The sequence below is a fragment of the Pseudomonas morbosilactucae genome, assembly GCF_023241715.1.
In the GTDB taxonomy this organism is placed as follows: Bacteria; Pseudomonadota; Gammaproteobacteria; order Pseudomonadales; family Pseudomonadaceae; genus Aquipseudomonas; species Aquipseudomonas morbosilactucae.
The window spans coordinates 1-18,643 of record NZ_JALQCW010000055.1; the positions used below are offsets into that span (position 1 = coordinate 1).

At 63.0% G+C, this 18,643-nt stretch carries 15 protein-coding genes and 1 pseudogene; 6 read left to right on the forward strand and 10 right to left on the reverse strand.

Annotated elements, in window-relative coordinates; all coding sequences use genetic code 11:
- The coding region (locus tag M1B34_RS20105; RefSeq protein WP_268266049.1) for a cbb3-type cytochrome c oxidase subunit I at positions 1 to 766 on the reverse strand (766 nt) is incomplete at its 3' end.
- A 99-nt stretch (positions 767 to 865) separates the two neighbouring features.
- Here M1B34_RS20105 and M1B34_RS20110 point away from each other — a divergent pair.
- Positions 866 to 1,561 carry an alpha/beta family hydrolase gene (locus M1B34_RS20110; protein WP_268266050.1) on the forward strand — a complete coding sequence of 232 codons (696 nt, stop codon included), beginning with the start codon at positions 866 to 868 and terminating at the stop codon, positions 1,559 to 1,561.
- Between the two features lie 179 nt (positions 1,562 to 1,740).
- On the opposite strand, the gene M1B34_RS20115 is transcribed toward M1B34_RS20110, so the two are convergent.
- The 3 genes from M1B34_RS20115 to acnA all read right to left on the reverse strand — a co-directional run bounded on the left by M1B34_RS20115 (position 1,741) and on the right by acnA (position 7,203).
- Positions 1,741 to 3,306, reverse strand: coding sequence for a methyl-accepting chemotaxis protein (locus tag M1B34_RS20115; protein WP_123330643.1), 1,566 nt, complete (start codon positions 3,304 to 3,306; stop codon positions 1,741 to 1,743).
- 235 nt (positions 3,307 to 3,541) lie between these two features.
- Positions 3,542 to 4,333, reverse strand: a complete 792-nt coding sequence (locus M1B34_RS20120; RefSeq protein ID WP_268266051.1) for a CPBP family intramembrane glutamic endopeptidase — start codon at positions 4,331 to 4,333, stop codon at positions 3,542 to 3,544.
- A gap of 128 nt (positions 4,334 to 4,461) precedes the next feature.
- Positions 4,462 to 7,203: an aconitate hydratase AcnA gene (acnA, locus tag M1B34_RS20125; protein ID WP_268266052.1), complete on the reverse strand. Its 2,742-nt coding sequence runs from the start codon at positions 7,201 to 7,203 to the stop codon at positions 4,462 to 4,464.
- A gap of 202 nt (positions 7,204 to 7,405) precedes the next feature.
- Here acnA and rlmM point away from each other — a divergent pair, with 202 nt between their 5' ends.
- Both rlmM and tusA read left to right on the forward strand, forming a co-directional pair.
- On the forward strand, positions 7,406 to 8,479 hold the full coding sequence (gene rlmM, locus M1B34_RS20130; RefSeq protein ID WP_268266053.1) for a 23S rRNA (cytidine(2498)-2'-O)-methyltransferase RlmM: 1,074 nt from the start codon (positions 7,406 to 7,408) through the stop codon (positions 8,477 to 8,479).
- A gap of 144 nt (positions 8,480 to 8,623) precedes the next feature.
- Positions 8,624 to 8,875 (forward strand): sulfurtransferase TusA, encoded by a 252-nt coding sequence (tusA, locus tag M1B34_RS20135; RefSeq protein WP_268266054.1) that lies wholly within the window; start codon positions 8,624 to 8,626, stop codon positions 8,873 to 8,875.
- Here the strand turns inward: tusA and M1B34_RS34125 are convergent.
- Both M1B34_RS34125 and M1B34_RS20140 read right to left on the reverse strand, forming a co-directional pair.
- Positions 8,872 to 9,084 carry a hypothetical protein gene (locus M1B34_RS34125; protein ID WP_425273530.1) on the reverse strand — a complete coding sequence of 71 codons (213 nt, stop codon included), beginning with the start codon at positions 9,082 to 9,084 and terminating at the stop codon, positions 8,872 to 8,874. The two genes, tusA and M1B34_RS34125, sit on opposite strands and share 4 nt — an antisense overlap.
- A 92-nt stretch (positions 9,085 to 9,176) precedes the next feature.
- A pseudogene (locus M1B34_RS20140) lies at positions 9,177 to 10,180 on the reverse strand (MATE family efflux transporter); the annotation flags it as partial.
- Between the two features lie 280 nt (positions 10,181 to 10,460).
- Between M1B34_RS20140 and pdxB the strand changes: the two are divergent.
- The gene (pdxB, locus tag M1B34_RS20145; protein ID WP_268263034.1) at positions 10,461 to 11,606 is read left to right on the forward strand and encodes a 4-phosphoerythronate dehydrogenase PdxB; all 1,146 of its coding nucleotides are present in this window, start codon (positions 10,461 to 10,463) and stop codon (positions 11,604 to 11,606) included.
- Positions 11,607 to 11,696: 90 nt separating this feature from the next.
- On the opposite strand, the gene M1B34_RS20150 is transcribed toward pdxB, so the two are convergent.
- On the reverse strand, positions 11,697 to 11,876 hold the full coding sequence (locus M1B34_RS20150; RefSeq protein ID WP_123330657.1) for a PA1571 family protein: 180 nt from the start codon (positions 11,874 to 11,876) through the stop codon (positions 11,697 to 11,699).
- Between the two features lie 255 nt (positions 11,877 to 12,131).
- On the opposite strand from M1B34_RS20150, the gene M1B34_RS20155 reads away from it, so the two are divergent.
- A complete protein-coding gene (locus tag M1B34_RS20155; protein WP_268266055.1) occupies positions 12,132 to 13,910 on the forward strand; it encodes an ABC transporter transmembrane domain-containing protein in 1,779 nt (592 codons plus the stop codon).
- 135 nt (positions 13,911 to 14,045) lie between these two features.
- Here M1B34_RS20155 and M1B34_RS20160 read toward each other — a convergent pair whose 3' ends face one another.
- Positions 14,046 to 15,974 carry a transglycosylase SLT domain-containing protein gene (locus M1B34_RS20160; RefSeq protein WP_123330661.1) on the reverse strand — a complete coding sequence of 643 codons (1,929 nt, stop codon included), beginning with the start codon at positions 15,972 to 15,974 and terminating at the stop codon, positions 14,046 to 14,048.
- A 41-nt stretch (positions 15,975 to 16,015) separates the two neighbouring features.
- Entirely contained in the window at positions 16,016 to 16,189 is a 174-nt protein-coding gene (locus M1B34_RS20165; protein ID WP_185039172.1) for a hypothetical protein, read from the reverse strand.
- On the opposite strand from M1B34_RS20165, the gene M1B34_RS20170 reads away from it, so the two are divergent.
- Positions 16,188 to 18,107, forward strand: coding sequence for an ATP-binding cassette domain-containing protein (locus M1B34_RS20170; RefSeq protein WP_123330663.1), 1,920 nt, complete (start codon positions 16,188 to 16,190; stop codon positions 18,105 to 18,107). The two genes, M1B34_RS20165 and M1B34_RS20170, sit on opposite strands and share 2 nt — an antisense overlap.
- 64 nt (positions 18,108 to 18,171) lie before the next feature.
- Here M1B34_RS20170 and M1B34_RS20175 read toward each other — a convergent pair whose 3' ends face one another.
- Positions 18,172 to 18,609 (reverse strand): universal stress protein, encoded by a 438-nt coding sequence (locus M1B34_RS20175; RefSeq protein WP_123330665.1) that lies wholly within the window; start codon positions 18,607 to 18,609, stop codon positions 18,172 to 18,174.
- Between the last annotated feature and the right edge of the window lie 34 nt (positions 18,610 to 18,643).

An 18,643-nucleotide genomic window follows, 5' to 3' on the forward strand; every position in this document is an offset into this window, starting at 1 on the left:
GGCCGGCCCAGATGTACAGGGTGATCAGCGCCCAGAAGTGCACGATGGACAGGCGATAGGAGTACACCGGGCGCTCGGCCTGCTTGGGCACGAAGTAGTACATCATCCCCAGGAAGCCCGCAGTGAGGAAGAAGCCCACGGCGTTGTGGCCATACCACCACTGGACCATGGCGTCAGTCGCCCCGGCATACACCGAGTAGGACTTGGTCAGGCTCACTGGCAGTTCCAGGTTGTTGACGATGTGCAGGATGGCCACGGTGATGATGAAGCCGCCGAAGAACCAGTTGCCCACGTAGATATGCTTGGTGTTGCGCTTCATGATCGTGCCGAAGAACACCACGGCATAGGCGACCCAGACGATGGTGATCAGGATGTCGATCGGCCATTCCAGCTCGGCGTATTCCTTGGAGCTGGTGTAGCCCAGCGGCAGGCTGATGGCCGCTAGCAGGATCACCAGTTGCCAGCCCCAGAAGCAGAACGCGGCGATTTTCGGCGCGAACAGCTGGGTCTGGCAGGTGCGTTGCACCGAGTAGAAGGAGCTGGCAAACAGTGCGCAGCCGCCGAAGGCGAAGATCACCGCGTTGGTGTGCAGCGGGCGCAGACGGCCGAAGCTGGTCCACGGCAAGTCGAAGTTGAGTTCAGGCCAGACCAACTGGGCAGCGAGAAAAACCCCGAGCCCCATGCCGACGATGCCCCACACCACCGTCATAATGGCGAATTGGCGGACCACCTTGTAGTTGTAGGCGGTACTGATAGAAGTGTTCATGGTTCCCCATCCACGGTTCAGCTGAAGTGAAAGCGACTGCGCACGGCAAGGCGCGCTCACTTCTTCTGGAGTTATAGGCAGACTAAAAGCGAGGCAAGCATGGACAAAGAGCACAAGGCCAGTATTGACGGGGATCAATGGGGGCAGTGCGTGGCGGAACGGGGGTGGTTGTGGGATGTCGCGCCGCCGGCAGCGGGGGCTGTGCCGCTGACCCTGATCCTGGCCCACGGTGCCGGCGCGCCGATGGACAGCGGGTTTATGAATGACATGGCTGTGCGCCTTGCGGAGCAGGGCGTGAGCGTTTTGCGCTTCGAGTTTCCCTACATGGCGCAGCGGCGGATCGACGGTGGCAAGCGCCCGCCCAACCCGGCCCCCAAGCTGCTGGAATGCTGGCGCGAGGTGTATGCCCAGGTGCGACCTCATGTCGCTGGGCGCCTGGCCATCGGCGGCAAGTCCATGGGCGGGCGCATGGCCAGTTTGCTGGCCGATGAGCTGGGGGCCGATGCTTTGGTTTGCCTGGGCTATCCCTTCTATGCCGTGGGCAAGCCGGAGAAGCCGCGAGTGGCGCACCTGGCCGAGCTGGCTACGCCGACCCTGATCGTGCAGGGCGAGCGTGATGCCTTGGGCAACCGAGAGGCCGTGCAGGCCTACTCACTGGCGCCGAGTATCGAGCTGCACTGGCTGACGGCGGCCGATCATGACCTCAAGCCCCTGAAGGCCTCCGGGTACAGCCATGAGCAGCACCTGATGTCCACGGCGGCCAAGGTTGCCGCATTCCTGGGGGCTGCGCGCTGAGCGGCGTGGGTTCTTTTTCGTAGGCGTGGGCCTGGATGACGAATCCGCTGTTCGAGCCCTGAGGCGGGTGAGGTCGAGAGCGTTCGCGACCTCACTCGCTTCTAAAGGGGGGAGGCGGCTCGCGAGAATAAAAAAACCGGAAGCGCAGGCTTCCGGTTTTTTTGTCGCCGGCCCAGGGGTCAGCGGTTGAAGCGTTCCACCAGCGAGTACTGGGTGTTGGCGGTGCGGGTCAGTTCCTCACTGAGCAGCGCCGAGTGCTGCGCCTGTTCCGAGGTCTGGTCCGCCAGTTGGGCGATGGTGCTGATGTTGCGACTGATCTCCTCGGCCACCGAGCTTTGCTCCTCGGTCGCGGCAGCGATCTGGGTGGTCATGTCGGTGATGTTGGCCACGGCCTCGCTAATACCCACCAGAGCCTGGTCGGCTTCCAGCACCCGAGCCACGCCTTCTTCGGCCTGGCGATGGCCGGCGTCCATGGTCTGCACGGCGGTGCTGGCGGTCTGCTGCAGCTTGGCAATCAAGGCGTGGATCTGCCCTGTGGACTCACTGGTGCGTTGCGCCAGTTGCCGCACTTCGTCGGCCACCACGGCAAAACCACGGCCCATTTCCCCGGCCCGAGCGGCTTCGATGGCGGCGTTCAGTGCCAGCAGGTTGGTCTGGTCGGCAATGCCCTTGATCACGTCAACCACGCCGCCGATCTCATCGCTGTCCTTGGCCAGTTGTGTCACGGTCAGGCCGGTTTCGCCCACCACCACCGACAAGCGCTGGATGGCTTCACGGGTTTCCCCGGCAATGTCACGGCCGCGCCCGGTCAGGCGGTTGGCTTCCTGGGTGGCATCGGCGGTGCGTTGTACGTGGCTGGCCACTTCCTGGGTAGTGGCGGCCATTTGATTGACGGCCGTGGCCACTTGCTCGGTCTCGACCCGTTGACGCTCCAGGCCCGTGGAGCTGTTGTGGGCCAGGGTGTCGGATTGCCGTGCTTGTTCGGTGAGGTGCTCGGCAGTGTCCTGCAGGCGTGTCAGGCAGGTTTTCAGACGGGCTTCCTGGCTCAGGATCGACATTTCCAGGCGCGCTTGAGCGCCGCGGCTGTCGGTGTACATCTGGGCGATCAGCGGATCGGACGTGGTCTGTTCGGCCAGGCGCAGCAGGCGCTTGATGCCGCGCTGCTGCCAACTCAGGCCCAGCAGGCCCAGGGGCACGGACAGGCCGGCGGCGAGGGCGAAACCCCAGTGCGAGTTGAGCCAGACGCCAATCAGGAAGCTCAGTTGGCTGACCAGGATAAACGGCAGCCAGTCCTGCAAAACCGGCAGCCATTTGTCGCGTTTCGGAATCGCCGACTTGCCCTGGTTGATGCGCTGGTAAAGCGCTTCGGCGCGTCGGATCTGCTCGGCCGTGGGTTTGACCCGCACCGATTCGTAACCGACCACCTGATTGCCGTCGAACACCGGAGTCACATAAGCGTTGACCCAGTAATGGTCACCACTCTTGCAGCGGTTCTTGACAATGCCCATCCATGGCAAGCCTTGTTTCAATGTGCCCCACATGTGCGCGAACACCGCAGGTGGCACGTCGGGGTGACGGACCAGGTTGTGCGGTGCGCGAACCAGTTCCTCGCGGGAAAACCCACTGATCTCGACAAATGCATCGTTGCAGTAGGTGATCACGCCTTTGGCATCGGTAGTGGAAATCAACCGTTGTTGAGCCGGGAAGGTCCGTTCGCGCTGAGTGACAGGCTGGTTATTACGCATGGTTTTTCAATCCGCAAGGCTTTGAATGGTTGTCGGCCGCGCTGGCTGTTTATTGAAATTATTTTTCCATAATCAGCCGCAGGTCTCATTGGCGGGAAGTGCAGCTTGCAAAGATAACGAACAGCGTTTCTCACGCGTTAACGAGGGGCGTAATCATTGAGGTTCTGGCTCAACAGTCAATACTACTGAAGTACTGCTTTGGCCCTGCCGACGATGGGCAGTGCGGTCGCTGGGGTCAGGTCGCCAGCATGGGGTAGGTGAACAGGGCGAAGTGCAGGAGGTTCAAGCCGACATGGGTGGCGACGGCCGCGCCCAGGCCGCCGAAACGATAAGCCAGGCCATAACCGACGCCAGCGATGCCGGCCAGCAGCGCCCATGGCCAACCCGCTCCCAGGTGCACCAGGCCGAACAGCAGGGCCGAGGTTGCCAGTGCCAGGTTCTGGCCGTAGGGCAGGTGGCCCCAGCGCCGGCTCAAGCCGCCTTGGATGTAACCGCGAAACAGCGTCTCCTCTACCAGGGTCACCAGGAGCAGATTGTTCAGCAGCCACAGCCAGGCCTGGTCCGGCCATTTCGGCGCCCAGTGGATGATCCCCAGCAGCAGCGCGCCGCCCAGGGCGCCGACGGCGCACAGAAGCAGGGCCAGCGCCGTGGCGTACAGCGACAGGCGCAGGGAGTTGCGACCGACAATCCACGGGCAGGCCAGCAGCAGCCAAAAGCCGATCAGTGGCTTGTCCAGGTTCAGGTACATGGAAAAAGGCACCGCGTCATCCGTCAGGCGCTCGGGTCCGATGCCCCGACCGTTCTCGAATCCAGGCAGCCAATGCAAAGCCAGGCCCAACGCCAGCAACACGAACAGGCCGTGGCCGAGGTAGCGCAGGTAACGGCGGCGCTGCTGGCGTACGGCGGCCCCGGCGCTCAGCAGTAACAGCAGAGGAAGTACGGCCTGCCAGCCCAGTTGGCCGTACGTCAGGGCCAGGATGTAGCCACCACTGAGCAGGGCCAGGTACAGCCAGGGCAATCGGGGCATGTTCAATCCTTGGGCAGGGCGCGGTAATGAGCGGGGCGGGCAGGCGGTCTGGGGTGCGCCAGTATATCGACGGGGCAGCCTAACGAAAAACACCGCCCGAAGGCGGTGTTTGGGGTTGCGAGGGGGGGTTAGGAGGCTATCAGTTGGCGCAGCACGTAATGCAGGATGCCCCCGGCCTTGAAGTACTCCACTTCATTGAGGGTGTCGATGCGGCACAGCACCTCGATCTTTTCCTGGCGGCCATCCTCACGGGTGATCACCAGGGGCAGGTTCATTCGCGGAGTCAGTTCGACCCCGGTCAGGCCCTGGATCTCCAGGGTTTCCTTGCCACTGAGCTTCAGGCTTTTGCGATTTTGGTCGAGCTTGAACTGCAACGGCAGCACGCCCATGCCCACCAGGTTGGAACGGTGAATGCGCTCGAAACTCTCGGCGATCACCGCCTTGACCCCCAGCAGGTTGGTGCCCTTGGCTGCCCAGTCGCGGCTGGAACCGGTGCCGTATTCCTGCCCGGCAATCACCACCAGCGGCGTGCCTTCGGCCTGATAGCGCATGGCCGCGTCATAGATCGCCAGCTTCTCGCCGCTCGGTACATGCAGGGTGTTGCCACCTTCTTCGCCGCCGAGCATTTCGTTGCGAATTCGGATGTTGGCGAAGGTGCCGCGCATCATCACTTCATGGTTGCCGCGCCGTGAACCGTAGGAGTTGAAGTCCCGGGGTTCCACGCCTTTTTCCCGCAGGTAGCGGCCGGCTGGGCTGTCGGCCTTGATGTTACCGGCCGGCGAGATGTGGTCGGTGGTCACCGAGTCGCCCAGCAGGGCAAGGATGCGTGCGCCCACCACGTTCTCCACCACCGGCGGCGGACCGTCGATGTCATCGAAGAAAGGCGGGTGCTGGATGTAGGTGGAATCGTCCTGCCAGACGTACGTCGCGGCCTGGGGCACTTCAATGGCTTGCCATTGCTCGTCGCCGGCGAACACCTCGGCGTATTCCTTGTGGAACATGCGGGTGTTGACCTGGGCCACCGCAGCGGCGATTTCCTGGCTGCTTGGCCAGATGTCCCGCAGGTACACCGGTTGCCCACCCTGGCCTTCACCCAGGGGCTCGCTGCTGATGTCGATGCGCACCGTGCCGGCCAGGGCGTAGGCGACCACCAGCGGTGGCGAAGCCAGCCAGTTGGTTTTCACCAGGGGGTGGACCCGACCCTCGAAGTTGCGGTTGCCCGAAAGCACCGAGGCCACGCTCAGGTCGGCTTTCTGGATGGCTTTTTCGATGGGCTCCAGCAACGGGCCGGAGTTGCCGATGCAGGTGGTGCAGCCGTAACCCACCAGGTCGAAGCCCAGCTCATCCAGGTAGCGGGTCAGGCCGGCAGCGTCGTAATAGTCGGTCACCACCTTGGAGCCGGGTGCCAGGGAACTCTTGACCCAGGGCTTGCGTTTCAGGCCCTTTTCCACGGCCTTTTTCGCCAGCAGCCCGGCGGCCATCATCACGCTGGGGTTGGAAGTGTTGGTGCAGGAGGTGATGGCGGCGATCACCACCGCACCGTGTTTCAGGCGATAGGTCTGGCCGTCGACGTCGTAGTCGGCTTCGCCCACCAAGTCTGCGTTGCCCACGGCCACTCCACCGCCGCCCTCACTTTCCAGGCGGCCTTCTTCCTTGCTGGTGGGTTTGAATTGCAGGGCCAGGAAGTCACTGAAGGCTTGGCCGACATTCGGCAGCGCGACCCGGTCCTGGGGGCGCTTGGGCCCGGCCAGGCTGGCTTCGACGCTGCCCAGGTCAAGGCCCAGGCTGTCGCTGAACACCGGCTCCTTGCCCGGCAGGCGCCACAGGCCCTGGGCTTTGCTGTAGGCCTCCACCAGTTTGACCACCTCTGTGGGGCGTCCGGACAGGCGCAGGTACTCCAGGGTGACGTCGTCCACCGGGAAGAAACCGCAGGTGGCACCGTATTCCGGGGCCATGTTGGCGATGGTGGCGCGGTCCGCCAGGGGCAGGTCGGCCAGGCCGTCGCCATAGAATTCGACGAACTTGCCGACCACGCCCTTCTTGCGCAGCATTTGCGTGACCGTCAGTACCAGGTCGGTGGCGGTGATGCCTTCCTTGAGCTTGCCAGTAAGCTTGAAGCCGATGACCTCCGGGATCAGCATCGACACCGGTTGGCCGAGCATGGCGGCTTCCGCCTCAATCCCGCCCACGCCCCAGCCCAGCACACCGAGGCCGTTGATCATGGTGGTGTGGGAATCGGTGCCTACCAAGGTGTCCGGGAAGGCATAAGTGCGGCCGTCTTCGTCCTTGGTCCAGACGGTGCGGCCGAGGTATTCCAGGTTGACCTGGTGACAGATGCCGGTGCCGGGTGGCACCACGCTGAAGTTGTCGAAGGCGCTCTGGCCCCAGCGCAGAAAGGCGTAGCGCTCGCCGTTGCGTTGCATTTCGATGTCGACGTTCTGCTCGAACGCCTGGCTGCTGGCGTACTTGTCCACCATCACCGAGTGGTCGATCACCAAGTCCACCGGCGACAACGGGTTGATGCGCTGCGGGTCGCCCCCGGCCTTGGCCACGGCGGCGCGCATGGCGGCCAAGTCGACCACGGCCGGCACGCCGGTGAAGTCCTGCATCAACACCCGCGCCGGGCGGTACTGGATTTCGCGATCGGAGCGGCGCTCCTTGAGCCAGGCGGCCAGGGCCTTGAGGTCGGCGCCGGTGACGGTCTTGCCGTCCTCCCAGCGCAGCAGGTTTTCCAGCAGGACCTTCAGTGACATGGGCAGGCTGTCGAGGTCGCCCAATTGCCTGGCGGCTTCCGGCAGGCTGAAATAGTGATAGGTCTTGTCGTCGATCTGTAATGTTTTAAGGGTTTTCAGGCTATCGAGGGACGGCATTGAATGACTCCTTTGGGCCCGCACGGCTACGGACCTGACGAGACGGACAGAGCTTTTAACCTAGCCCTGTTTGGTACACATGACTAATCACTGGACTCTATGGGCAAGTCCAAGGTTCCGAACTCGGCTATCATGCGCCGGTTTTCGTGACAGGCTTTGCTACAGGGCAAGTTTGCGCATCGATCGTTGCCCAGGAGATTCCATGAACACCCTCTTTATGCATTGCCGCCCCGGTTTTGAAGGCGAAGTCTGTTCAGAGATGGCTGACCACGCCGCGCACCTGAACGTGGCCGGGTACGCCAAGGCCAAGCCGAGCAGCGCTTGTGCCGAGTTCGTCTGCACCGAGGACGATGGCGCCGAGCGCTTGATGCGCGGCCTGCGCTTCGCTGACCTGATCTTTCCCCGGCAATGGGCCCGTGGGGGCTTTATCGAGTTGCCGGAAAGCGACCGCATCAGCGTGATCCTTGAACACCTGGCCGGCGTGCCCACCTGCGGCAGCCTGTGGCTGGAGGTGGTGGACACCAACGACGGCAAAGAGCTGTCGAACTTCTGCAAAAAATTCGAAGGACCGCTGCGCAAGGCCCTGACGGCTGCCGGCAAGCTGGTGGAGGGCTCGGCCGGGCCGCGCTTGCTGCTGACCTTTAAAAGCGGTCGCGAAGTCTTTGTCGGGATGGCCGAGGCTGACAATTCGGCGATGTGGCCGATGGGCATTCCCCGTTTGAAGTTCCCCCGCGAGGCGCCCAGCCGTTCGACCCTGAAGCTGGAAGAGGCCTGGCACCACTTCATTCCCCGCGACCAGTGGGACGAGCGCCTGCACGGCGACATGACGGGCGTCGACCTGGGCGCTGCTCCGGGCGGCTGGACCTGGCAGCTGGTGAATCGCGGCATGCTGGTGACCGCCATCGACAACGGCCCGATGGCCGAGAGCCTGATGGACACCGGGCTGGTCCAGCACCTGATGGCCGATGGCTTCACCTTCAAGCCCAAACAGCCGGTGGACTGGATGGTCTGCGACATCGTCGAGAAGCCGGCGCGCAATGCGGCCCTGCTGGAAACCTGGATCGGCGAGGGCCATTGCCGCGAGGCGGTGGTCAACCTGAAGCTGCCGATGAAGCAGCGTTACGCTGAGGTCAAGCGCCTGCTTGAACGCATCGAGGACGGTTTCAAGGCGCGAGGCATTCGTGTGGCCATTGGTTGCAAGCAGCTGTATCACGACCGCGAGGAAGTCACCTGCCACCTGCGCCGCCTGGACCTGAAAAAACCAAAATCCCTGTAGGCGTCGGCTTGCCGGCGACAAGCCTTGTGTGGCGTCGAGGGCGCCATTGCTGGCGAGCTAGCGTCTACATAGGCTGGCGGTGTTGCAACAGATGACCGGATGGCGCCATTGCGCGACAATGCCCGCCAGTTTCAGGAGTGAGTTATGAGCCAAATCATTGATACGCCGGTTGACGGCACCCTTGACGCCACGGGCCTCAATTGCCCGGAGCCGGTGATGATGCTGCACCAGCACATCCGTGACCTGCCGTCGGGCGGGCTGTTGAAGGTGATCGCCACCGACCCGTCCACCCGCCGCGACATTCCCAAGTTCTGTGTGTTTCTCGATCACGAACTGGTGGCGCATCAGGAAGAGGCCGGTACCTACCTGTACTGGATTCGCAAGAAGCTCGCTTAACCCGCTGTACGGCTGATGCGGATCCGCTTGCGCGCGCTGCGTGTCAGGCGGATCGACAGCATCAGCGCCGCGCAACTCAAGCCGACAATCAAGCCTTCCCAGAGCCCGCTCGGGCCACTGGCCGGACCGAAATAATCGGTCAACCCCAGCATGTAACCCACCGGCAAGCCGATGCCCCAGTAGGCAAACAGGGTCAGGATCATGGTCACTCGTGTGTCCTGATAGCCGCGCAAGGCACCGCCGCGGTGACCTGGATCGCGTCCGAGAACTGGAACAGCGCCGAGTACACGATCAGCATCGACGCCACCTGGATCACCCGCGGATCGGTGGTGTAGATGGTGGCGATGGGCTCGCGCAGCAACAACATGACGGAGGCGGAGATGCAGGCATAGGCCAGGGCCGAGCCCATGCCCACGCCGGCGGCGAAACGTGCCTCGCGAGGTTCGTTGCGCCCCAGGGCCTGGCGACCCGCACGGTCACGGCCATGCCCAGTGAGTAGGGGATCATGAACACCAGGGAGCTGACGTTGAGGGCGATCTGATGGCCGGCCACCACGGTGGCGCCGAGGCTGCCGATCAACAGGGCGATCACCGCGAAAATACTCGATTCGGCGAACACCGCGATGCCGATCGGCAAGCCGATGCTCAGCAGGCGCTTGATCACCGCCCATTGCGGCCAGTCGAAGTGGCTGAACAGGGCAATGTTGCGATAGGCCGGGGCCCAGCGGGTCCAGCAGGTCATGCCCAGGAGCATCGCCCACATCACGATGGCGGTGGCCCAGCCACAGCCCACGCCGCCCATGGCCGGTACACCGAAGTGGCCGTAGATGAACACGTAGTTGATGGGGATGTTCAGCGCCAGGCCGCAAAGGCCCATGACCATGCTGGGCCGGGTACGCCCCAGGCCGTCGCTGAAGCAGCGCAGCACGTGATACAGGGCCACCGCCGGCAGGCCGCTGGCGATGCCGCGCAGGTAGCCCATGCAGGGTTCGATCAACTGTGGGTCGACCTTCATCAGGTGCAGGATCGGCTCGGCGCTGAACAGCATCAGCGTCGCCATCAAGCCCACCACCAGGGCCAGCCACAGGGCCTGGCGCACGATGGGCGCAATCTCACAGTGGCTGCCGGCGCCAAAGCGCTGGGCCACTTTCGGCGTGGTGGCCAGCAAGGTGCCGGTCATCAGCAGGAACACCGGAATCCAGATCGAGTTGCCCAGGGCCACGGCCGCCAGGTCACGCGGGCCGACGCGGCCGGCCATCACCGCATCGACGAAGCCCATGGCGGTGGTCGCCAGTTGGGCAATCATGATCGGCAGTGCCAGGTTCAGCAGATTGCCGAGCTCGCGGCGCACCCGGGCCGGGCGATTGAGCGAGGGGGCAGCGAGGTGTTCAGTCACGGAGTTCACGGAGGCAGGCGTCCCTAGGTGTGTTGCGCAGGACGCGACATTGTACGCGTTGACACCTCGGTCAGGAAAATATCCCGTGTTGTGAATGTGTAAGCGATAAAAAGCACCCTGCGGACAGATCGCGCGCTGGCCCCGAACCGCTGACAACGCCTACACTGCGGCTCCGCTGAAGGAGCCTGCCATGCTGATTGTTGCCGACGAAAACATCCCCTTGATCGAAGCTTTTTTTGCCGGTTTCGGCGAGATCCGCCGTTTCCCCGGCCGTAGCATCGATCGCGCCATGGTCCAGGACGCCGATGTGCTACTGGTGCGCTCTGTGACTCAGGTGGATCGAGCCCTGCTCGAAGGCAGCAATGTGCGCTTCGTCGGCACCTGCACCATTGGCACCGATCACCTGGACCTCGACTATTTCCAAGAGGCCGGCATCACTTGGTCCAGCGCGCCGGGCTGCAATGCTCGGGGCGTGGTGGATTACGTGTTGGGCAGCCTGTTGACCCTGGCGGAGATCGAGGGCGCCGACCTCACCCAGCGCACCTATGGCGTGGTCGGTGCCGGCGAAGTGGGCGGGCGCTTGATCACGGTCCTGCGTGGCCTGGGTTGGAAGGTGCGGATCTGCGACCCGGCGCGACAGGCGGCGGAAGGCGGTGATTATGTCAGCCTGGAGCAGTTGATCGAGCAGTGCGATGTGATCAGCCTGCACACGCCGCTGAATAAAGGCGGCGACTCGCCCACCTGGCATTTGTTCGACCGGGCTCGCCTGCAGCAACTGCAGCCCGGCACTTGGCTGATCAACGCAGCCCGTGGCCCGGTGGTGGACAACCAGGCCTTGCGCGAGGTGTTGCTGCAACGCGAAGACCTGCAAGCGGTGTTGGATGTGTTTGAACACGAGCCCAGCGTGGACCGGGCGTTGGTGGACCTGTGCGTCTTGGCCACGCCCCATATCGCCGGTTATAGCCTGGATGGCAAGCTGCGTGGCACGGCGCAGATTTACCAGGCCTATTGCGCGTTCGCCGGCCAGGCCGAGCAGGTCAACCTGGATCAACTGTTGCCCGCGCCCTGGGTGCCGGAAATCAGCCTTAACGCCAATGCCGATCCGGCTTGGGCGCTGGCCACGGTTTGTCGTGCGGTGTATGACCCGCGTCGTGACGATGCCGACTTCCGACGTAGCTTAGTGGACGACGTTGCTGAGCAGCGCAGCCGTTTTGACGGGTTGCGCAAGCATTACCCCGAACGGCGGGAAATTGATGGGCTGAAGGTACGGGTGCACGGCGAGTCGTCGGCATTGCGCCAGATCGTCACCGCCTTGGGTGCCACACTGGAGGGCTGAGCGCCCGGGCTTGGTAGGCGTTTGGCTGGCGCGCAGCGGGCATAAAAAACCCGGCAGCCGGTGCCGGGTCAAGGGGACTGAGGCGCGGTGTCAATCTTGCTTGGCAGGCTTGACCAGTCGCTTCTCCAGTTCGCGGCAGGCGTCCTGGATCATGTTTTCAGTGATGGGCACTTCGCGACCCTGGGCGTCGATGATGGCGCAACCCAGAGACTGCTCGGGTTGGGTGCGGATCACTTGAATCTTGTCGTCGCTGCTGTGTTGCAAGGACATGGCCTGTCTCCTCATCAGGTTGTGTGCTTACTCTAGGACCGTCACGTGAACAGGCTGTGACAACCTTCTACAACGCGGGTACGGCAGCTTCACTCCACCAGAAATACGCGGGGGCCGCCAGCCGGACTTTAGACCAATAACCTCTAGGCTCTAGCGTCAGCGGTCATATCCAAGCTGACTCACAGGTATTTACCAAAGTTCCTGCGCATTGCCCGGTGTAGGCTGGGCGGGGTTTTCCCCCAGGCGCTTCAATGGATGAATTTCATGCTCTCTTCCCGTCAACGCCGGGCCATTGGCCTGGCCAGTCGTTTTCTTGCTCCTTATCGTTGGCAGGCACTGGGCGCGTTGTTGGCGCTGGTGGTGACCGCCGGCATCACCTTGTCCATGGGGCAGGGCATTCGCCTGCTGGTGGACCAGGGCTTCATGACCCAGTCGCCGCATTTGCTCAATCAATCCATCGGCCTGTTTTTGCTGCTGGTCCTGGCACTGGCAGTGGGCACCTTTGTGCGGTTTTATCTGGTGTCCTGGATTGGCGAGCGCTGCGTGGCGGACATTCGCCGGCAAGTCTTCAACCACCTGATCTACTTGCACCCGGGGTTCTACGAAAACAACCGCAGTTCGGAAATCCAGTCGCGGCTGACGGCCGATACCACCTTGCTGCAATCGGTGATCGGCTCGTCGCTGTCATTGTTTCTGCGCAACGCGCTGATGGTGTTGGGCGGCATCGTGCTGCTGTTTATCACCAACCCCAAACTCACCAGCATCGTGGTGGTGGCCTTGCCCCTGGTGCTGGCGCCCATTCTGATTTTCGGCCGGCGGGTACGCAGCCTGTCGCGCTTGAGTCAGGACCGCATCGCCGATGTCGGCAGTTATGTGTCCGAGACCCTGGGGCAGATCAAGACCGTGCAAGCCTATAACCACCAGGCCCAGGACGAGCGCCGGTTTGCCCTGACCGTGGAGCAGGCGTTCGAGACGGCGCGCAAGCGCATCGTCCAGCGTGCCTGGCTGATCACCCTGGTGATCGTGCTGGTGCTGGGGGCGGTGGGCGTGATGCTCTGGGTTGGCGGCATGGACGTGATTGCCGGGCGCATTTCCGGCGGCGAACTGGCGGCCTTTGTGTTTTACAGCCTGATCGTCGGCAGCGCCTTCGGCACCTTGAGCGAGGTGATTGGTGAATTGCAGCGGGCGGCGGGTGCCGCCGAGCGGATTGCCGAGTTGTTGCGCTCGGAGAACATCATTCAAGCGCCGCCCACGGGCCTGGTGGCCTTGCCTGAGCGGGTGAGTGGCGACCTGGTGTTGGAGGATCTGCGCTTTTCCTACCCCTCACGCCCGGAAAGCTTCGCTGTCGATGGCTTGAGCCTGACCATCAAGGCCGGTGAGACCGTGGCGTTGGTGGGCCCTTCAGGCGCGGGCAAGTCGACCCTTTATGATCTGCTGCTGCGTTTCTACGACCCGCAGCAGGGGCGAGTCCTCTTGGATGGCGTGCCCCTGACTCAACTGGACCCTCTGGATCTACGCCGCTGTTTCGCCCTGGTGTCGCAAAGCCCGGCGCTGTTCTTCGGCAGCATCGAAGAGAACATTCGCTACGGCAACCCAGGCGCGACCCTGGAGCAGGTCGAAGAGGCGGCAAAGATTGCCTACGCCCACGAATTCATCCAACAGATGCCCCAGGGCTATCAGACGCATCTGGGGGATGGCGGCCTGGGCCTGTCCGGCGGCCAGCGGCAACGCCTGGCGATTGCCCGGGCGCTGTTGGTGGATGCACCGATCCTGTTGTTGGACGAGGCCACCAGCGCCCTGGATGCCCAGAGTGAGCATCTGATCCAGCAAGCCTTGCCCAGCTTGATGAGGAACCGTACCACCCTGGTGATCGCCCATCGCCTGGCCACGGTGAAGAATGCCGACCGGATTGCGGTCATGGATCAGGGCAAGCTGGTGGCCGTGGGTACTCACCAGCAACTGATTGCCAGCAACCCGCTGTATGCGCGCCTGGCGGCCCTGCAGTTCAGCGACGGCTCTCAGCTGCCTGTGTAGGCGTCGGCTTGCCGGCGAAAGCGGCCATCGTGCTGGCGCAGAGTTCGAAGGCGTCTTCGCTGGCCAGCCAGCCCCTGCGTTGGGTCGTTGCCCAATAAAAAAGCCCGCATCGCTGCGGGCTTGTCGAGGCTGGTTTCACTGATCGTCGAAGTAGCGCTCGTGCCAGTCCACCAGCGGCTGGGGCGAGTTGAGCTTCTGTCCGTAAATCACCGAGTAGGACAGTACGTTCTGCACGTACTGGCGGGTCTCGTCGAAGGGAATGCTTTCCACCCAGACATCGAAACTCAGGTGGTCGGCGCCCTTGAGCCACTGGCGTACCCGGCCAGGGCCGGCGTTGTAGGCCGCCGAGGCCAGTACACGGTTGCCGTTGAACTGGCTGTGGACTTGGCTCAGGTAGGCGGCGCCCAGCTGGATGTTCTTGTCCGGGTCCAGCACTTGCTGGGGCGATGCCAGGGGAATGCTGAACTTGCGTGCGGTTTCCTTGGCGGTGCCGGGCATCAACTGCATCAGGCCGCTGGCGCCAACACCGGAGCGGGCGTCGTCCATAAAGGCGCTTTCCTGGCGGGTAATGGCGAACACCCAGCTGGAATGCAGGCCACGGACCTTGGCTTCACGAACCAGCGTGTCGCGGTGAGCCATGGGGAAGCGGATGTCCAGGTCGTCCCAGTACTGGGCCTGGCTGATGGTGCGAATGGCCGGGAAGTACCACTTCAGGTCATAAGCCAGCTTGGCCTGGGCGACCATCTCGTCGCGGTTGAAATGCCGGCTGACGTGGTACCACTCGCGGCGCCCGTCGACGATCTGCCCGCGTGCATGGAACTCCAGGGCTCGGCGCACGCCTGGGGTATTGCGCACCTTATTGACCAGCGCCTGGCTCAGCACCAGCGGCTTGTTGGTCAGTTGGTAAGGCGCCTTGGCGTGATCGGCTGCAAGGAAACCATAGAAGTCGCGCTCACGGGCCAGGTTCTTGAACAGTGCCAGGGCTTGCGGGTTCTGCGGTTCGGCCAGCTCCAGGCTGCGGGCTTGCCAGTAGCGCCAGCGGTTGGTGGTGGCCAGGTCCTGGGGCAGTTTGCGGGTCAACTGATAAGCGTCTTCCCAGCGTGCCAGGCGCAGCAGCAGGCGCAGGCGCCATTCGGAAACCGTGTTGTCCCGCAGTTCGGGGTCGTATTGGGTCATCACGCCCAGGGCGCGGCTGTCGAAGCGCTTGGCCAGGGTCAGGCCGATCTCGCGGGCGATCGCCACTTTTTCGTCACGGGAGAAGTGCATGCTGCTGGCGTAGCCGTCGAGCAGGCCCATGGCCTTGTCCGGGTCCTGGCGTGCCAGGCGGCGCAGGCCGAGCCCGACCACGTCGGACATGGCATCGTCCGCCGGGGTGAAGCGCGACGGCTGGCTCAACAGCTCGGGCTTCTGGGCGACGTCGATTAGCAGGCGGCCCTGGGGCGCCAGGCTGGTCATGCTTTTGACCAGGCTGTTGGCCAGCGCGTAGTTACGGGTTTCGGCGGCCAGTTTGGCGCGCTGCCAGCGTTTCTGTTCGGTGAGTTGGCCTTCAGCGGCCCATTGGGCGAACAGTGCATCGCAGGCGGCGGGTTGGGATTTGCCGGTCAGCCAGAGTTTTTCCGTGGCGGCGTAACCTTCTGCCTTCAGGTTATGGCCCAGTTGGTATTGGGCGTTCAGGCAGTCCAACTCAGTGAAGTTAAGTTTCGGGTCGTAGTACTTGACGAAGGTGGCCCAGTCGCCACGTTCGGCCAGCCAGCGCAACCAGCGCAGTTTCATCCAGTTGGCCTGGGGCAGGTCGCCGTGTTCAGCGAGGAATTTCTCAATTTCTGCATTGCTTGCGGACTTCAGCCGTGCGGTCAGTTCGTCGTAGGCCAGGTAGGGTTCCAGGGGGTAGTCACTGAGGACCTGGGCGTAACGGAAATACGGCGCGGAGTCGCCTTTGGCCAGGGCGCGCTTGGCCTCATCGTAATATTGGCGTTGGAGAGACAGGTCGGCCGCCTGGGCGGAATGAACGGCAGCGGTGGAGATAAATAGACAGGACAAAAAACTGAAAAGGCGACTGCGCATGAGACATCCGGGCAGAAAAATCATGACAAGTGCCGACGGAGTCAGCACTGATTGCCGTCTAGCTTAGCCTTTTGCCAGCAACCGGCGAAAGCTTTGCCGCCCCGCGGGCCGAAGTTCGCCACAAATGTTGTTCCGGGTGCTTCAGCGGCGAAAATGCCGGCCTGCTGCAGGCGCAAGTCAGGTAGAATGCGCGCCCGGTTTTTGGAGAAGATCATGACCCTGCTCAAATTCAGCGATGTGTCCCTTGCTTTCGGCGCTATGCCGTTGTTGGACAAGGTGTCCTGGCAGATCGCCCGTGGTGAGCGGGTGTGCATCATCGGCCGTAACGGCACAGGCAAATCCAGCATGATGAAGCTGGTCAAGGGCGATCAGAAGCCCGATGACGGCTCCGTGTGGCGTGCGCCCGGCCTGAAGATCGGCGAATTGCCGCAAGAACTGCCAGTGGCCGACGAGCGGACCGTGTTCGACGTGGTGGCTGAAGGCCTGGACGGTGTTGGCGCGTTGCTCGCCGAGTATCACCACCTGGCGCAGAACTGCGTTACCGAAGAGGACCTGGACAAGCTGATGCACGTCCAGCAGGACCTCGAAGCCCGTGACGGCTGGCGTTTGCAGCAACTGGTCGACAGTACACTGAGCCGCCTGCAACTGCCGGCCGACAAGACCCTCGCCCAGTTGTCCGGCGGCTGGCGTCGCCGCGTGCTGCTGGCCCAGGCCCTGGTGTCCGAGCCGGACCTGTTGCTGCTCGACGAGCCCACCAACCACCTGGACATCGGTGCCATCGCCTGGCTGGAAGAGGCGCTGAAGGATTTCCAGGGCGCTGTGCTGTTTATCACGCACGACCGTTCCTTCCTGCAAAACCTGGCGACCCGCATCCTCGAACTGGACCGTGGTGGCCTGATCGACTGGAACGGCGACTACGCCAGCTTCCTGGTGCACAAGGAAGCGATGCTGGCGGCGGAAGAAACCGCCAACGCCTTGTTCGACAAGCGCCTGGCCCAGGAAGAAGTGTGGATCCGCCAGGGCATCAAGGCCCGGCGTACCCGTAACGAAGGCCGCGTACGTGCGTTGAAAGCCCTGCGGGTTGAACGCAGCGAGCGTCGCGAGCGCACCGGCAAGGCCAATATCCAGCTGGAAACCGCCGACAAGTCGGGCAAGCAAGTGATGGTGCTGGAAAACGTCAGCTTCCATCACCCGGACGGCCCGTTCCTGATCAAGGACTTCTCCATGGTCCTGCAGCGTGGCGACCGTATCGGTTTGCTGGGCGCCAACGGTACCGGCAAGACCACCTTGCTCAAACTGATGCTCAGCGGCCTGCAGCCCACCAGCGGCAAGGTGGAAGAGGGCACCAAGATTGACGTGGCCTACTTCGACCAGTTGCGCCACCAGTTGGACCTGGAAAAGACCGTGATCGACAACGTCGCCGAAGGTCGCGACTTTATCGACATCGACGGCCAGAGCCGCCACGTACTCAGCTACCTGGGCGACTTCCTGTTCAGCCCGCAGCGTGCTCGCACGCCGGTAAAAGCCTTGTCCGGTGGTGAGCGTGCGCGCCTGCTGCTGGCCAAGCTGTTCAGCAAGCCGGCCAACCTGCTGGTACTCGACGAACCAACCAACGATTTGGACGTGGAAACCCTCGAGCTGCTGGAGGAGGTGCTGTTGACCTTCAATGGCACCGTGCTGATGGTCAGCCACGACCGGGCATTCCTCGACAACGTGGTTACCAGCACCCTGGTGTTCGAAGGGGAAGGCAAGGTGCGTGAATACGTCGGTGGTTACCAGGACTGGCTGCGCCAGGGTGGTTCGCCACGGCTGTTGGGCGTGACCGAGAATAAATCGGGCAAGGCCGAGCTGAATTCGGCGGTGGTAGCTCCTGTCGCAACGCCTGCTCCGGTTGCGGCCCAGGAAGCACCGGCGAAGAAGAAGCTCAGCTACAAGTTGCAGCGCGAGCTGGAAGCCCTGCCAGCGCAGATCGAAGCCATGGAGCAGCAGATTGCTGCGGTCGAGGCCGAGATGGCGGATGGCGGTTTCTATCAGCGTCCGGCGACCGAGACGGCGGCGGTGATCGCTCAGTTGGAGCAGTTGAACGCCGAGCTTGAGGTCATGGTCGAGCGTTGGGCCGAGCTGGATGCCTGATTGACTCTGTGCTGATAAAAAAGCCCGACGTTGATGTCGGGCTTTTTTCTGCGGCCGTGTTTGCTTAGCGCTTGGCCAGGTGCACGGCCAGCACGTCGCAGGGTGCGCCATGCAGCACGTCATTGGCGGTGGAGCCCAGCAGCAGGGCCAGGCCGTGGCGGCCGTGACTGCCGACCACGATCAGGTCGCAATGCTGCTCTTTGGCCAGGTGATGGATTTCCTGACGCGGCTGGCCGTAGGTCAGGTGGCTGAACTCCTTGGTCAGCTCCGGGTATTTGGCGATCAGTCGGTCGAGGCGCTCCTTGGCCTGGTCGAATTGCTGTTGCTGGAGTTGGGACAGGTCCATCGGCACGTCGCCGCCAAAGGCCATGGCCATCGGCTCGACAATGTGCACCAGGGACAATTTGGCCCCGCTGGCGACCGACAGTTCGCGAGCGCGGTGGATAACAGGATCGCACTCTTCGGTTAGGTCTACAGCGACCAGAATATGGTTGTAGGACATGAGGTGCTCCTCCTGAGGATGGCGATAGCTTCAA

Excerpts from the sequence above, each read along its gene's own strand:
- M1B34_RS20110 (WP_268266050.1), top strand. The coding sequence starts at position 866 with ATGGACAAAGAGCACAAGGCCAGTATTGACGGGGATCAATGGGGGCAG.
- M1B34_RS20115 (WP_123330643.1), bottom strand. The coding sequence starts at position 3,306 with ATGCGTAATAACCAGCCTGTCACTCAGCGCGAACGGACCTTCCCGGCT.
- M1B34_RS20120 (WP_268266051.1), bottom strand. The coding sequence starts at position 4,333 with ATGCCCCGATTGCCCTGGCTGTACCTGGCCCTGCTCAGTGGTGGCTAC.
- acnA (WP_268266052.1), bottom strand. The coding sequence starts at position 7,203 with ATGCCGTCCCTCGATAGCCTGAAAACCCTTAAAACATTACAGATCGAC.
- rlmM (WP_268266053.1), top strand. The coding sequence starts at position 7,406 with ATGAACACCCTCTTTATGCATTGCCGCCCCGGTTTTGAAGGCGAAGTC.
- tusA (WP_268266054.1), top strand. The coding sequence starts at position 8,624 with ATGAGCCAAATCATTGATACGCCGGTTGACGGCACCCTTGACGCCACG.
- pdxB (WP_268263034.1), top strand. The coding sequence starts at position 10,461 with ATGCTGATTGTTGCCGACGAAAACATCCCCTTGATCGAAGCTTTTTTT.
- M1B34_RS20150 (WP_123330657.1), bottom strand. The coding sequence starts at position 11,876 with ATGTCCTTGCAACACAGCAGCGACGACAAGATTCAAGTGATCCGCACC.
- M1B34_RS20155 (WP_268266055.1), top strand. The coding sequence starts at position 12,132 with ATGAATTTCATGCTCTCTTCCCGTCAACGCCGGGCCATTGGCCTGGCC.
- M1B34_RS20160 (WP_123330661.1), bottom strand. The coding sequence starts at position 15,974 with ATGCGCAGTCGCCTTTTCAGTTTTTTGTCCTGTCTATTTATCTCCACC.
- M1B34_RS20170 (WP_123330663.1), top strand. The coding sequence starts at position 16,188 with ATGACCCTGCTCAAATTCAGCGATGTGTCCCTTGCTTTCGGCGCTATG.
- M1B34_RS20165 (WP_185039172.1), bottom strand. The coding sequence starts at position 16,189 with ATGATCTTCTCCAAAAACCGGGCGCGCATTCTACCTGACTTGCGCCTG.
- M1B34_RS20175 (WP_123330665.1), bottom strand. The coding sequence starts at position 18,609 with ATGTCCTACAACCATATTCTGGTCGCTGTAGACCTAACCGAAGAGTGC.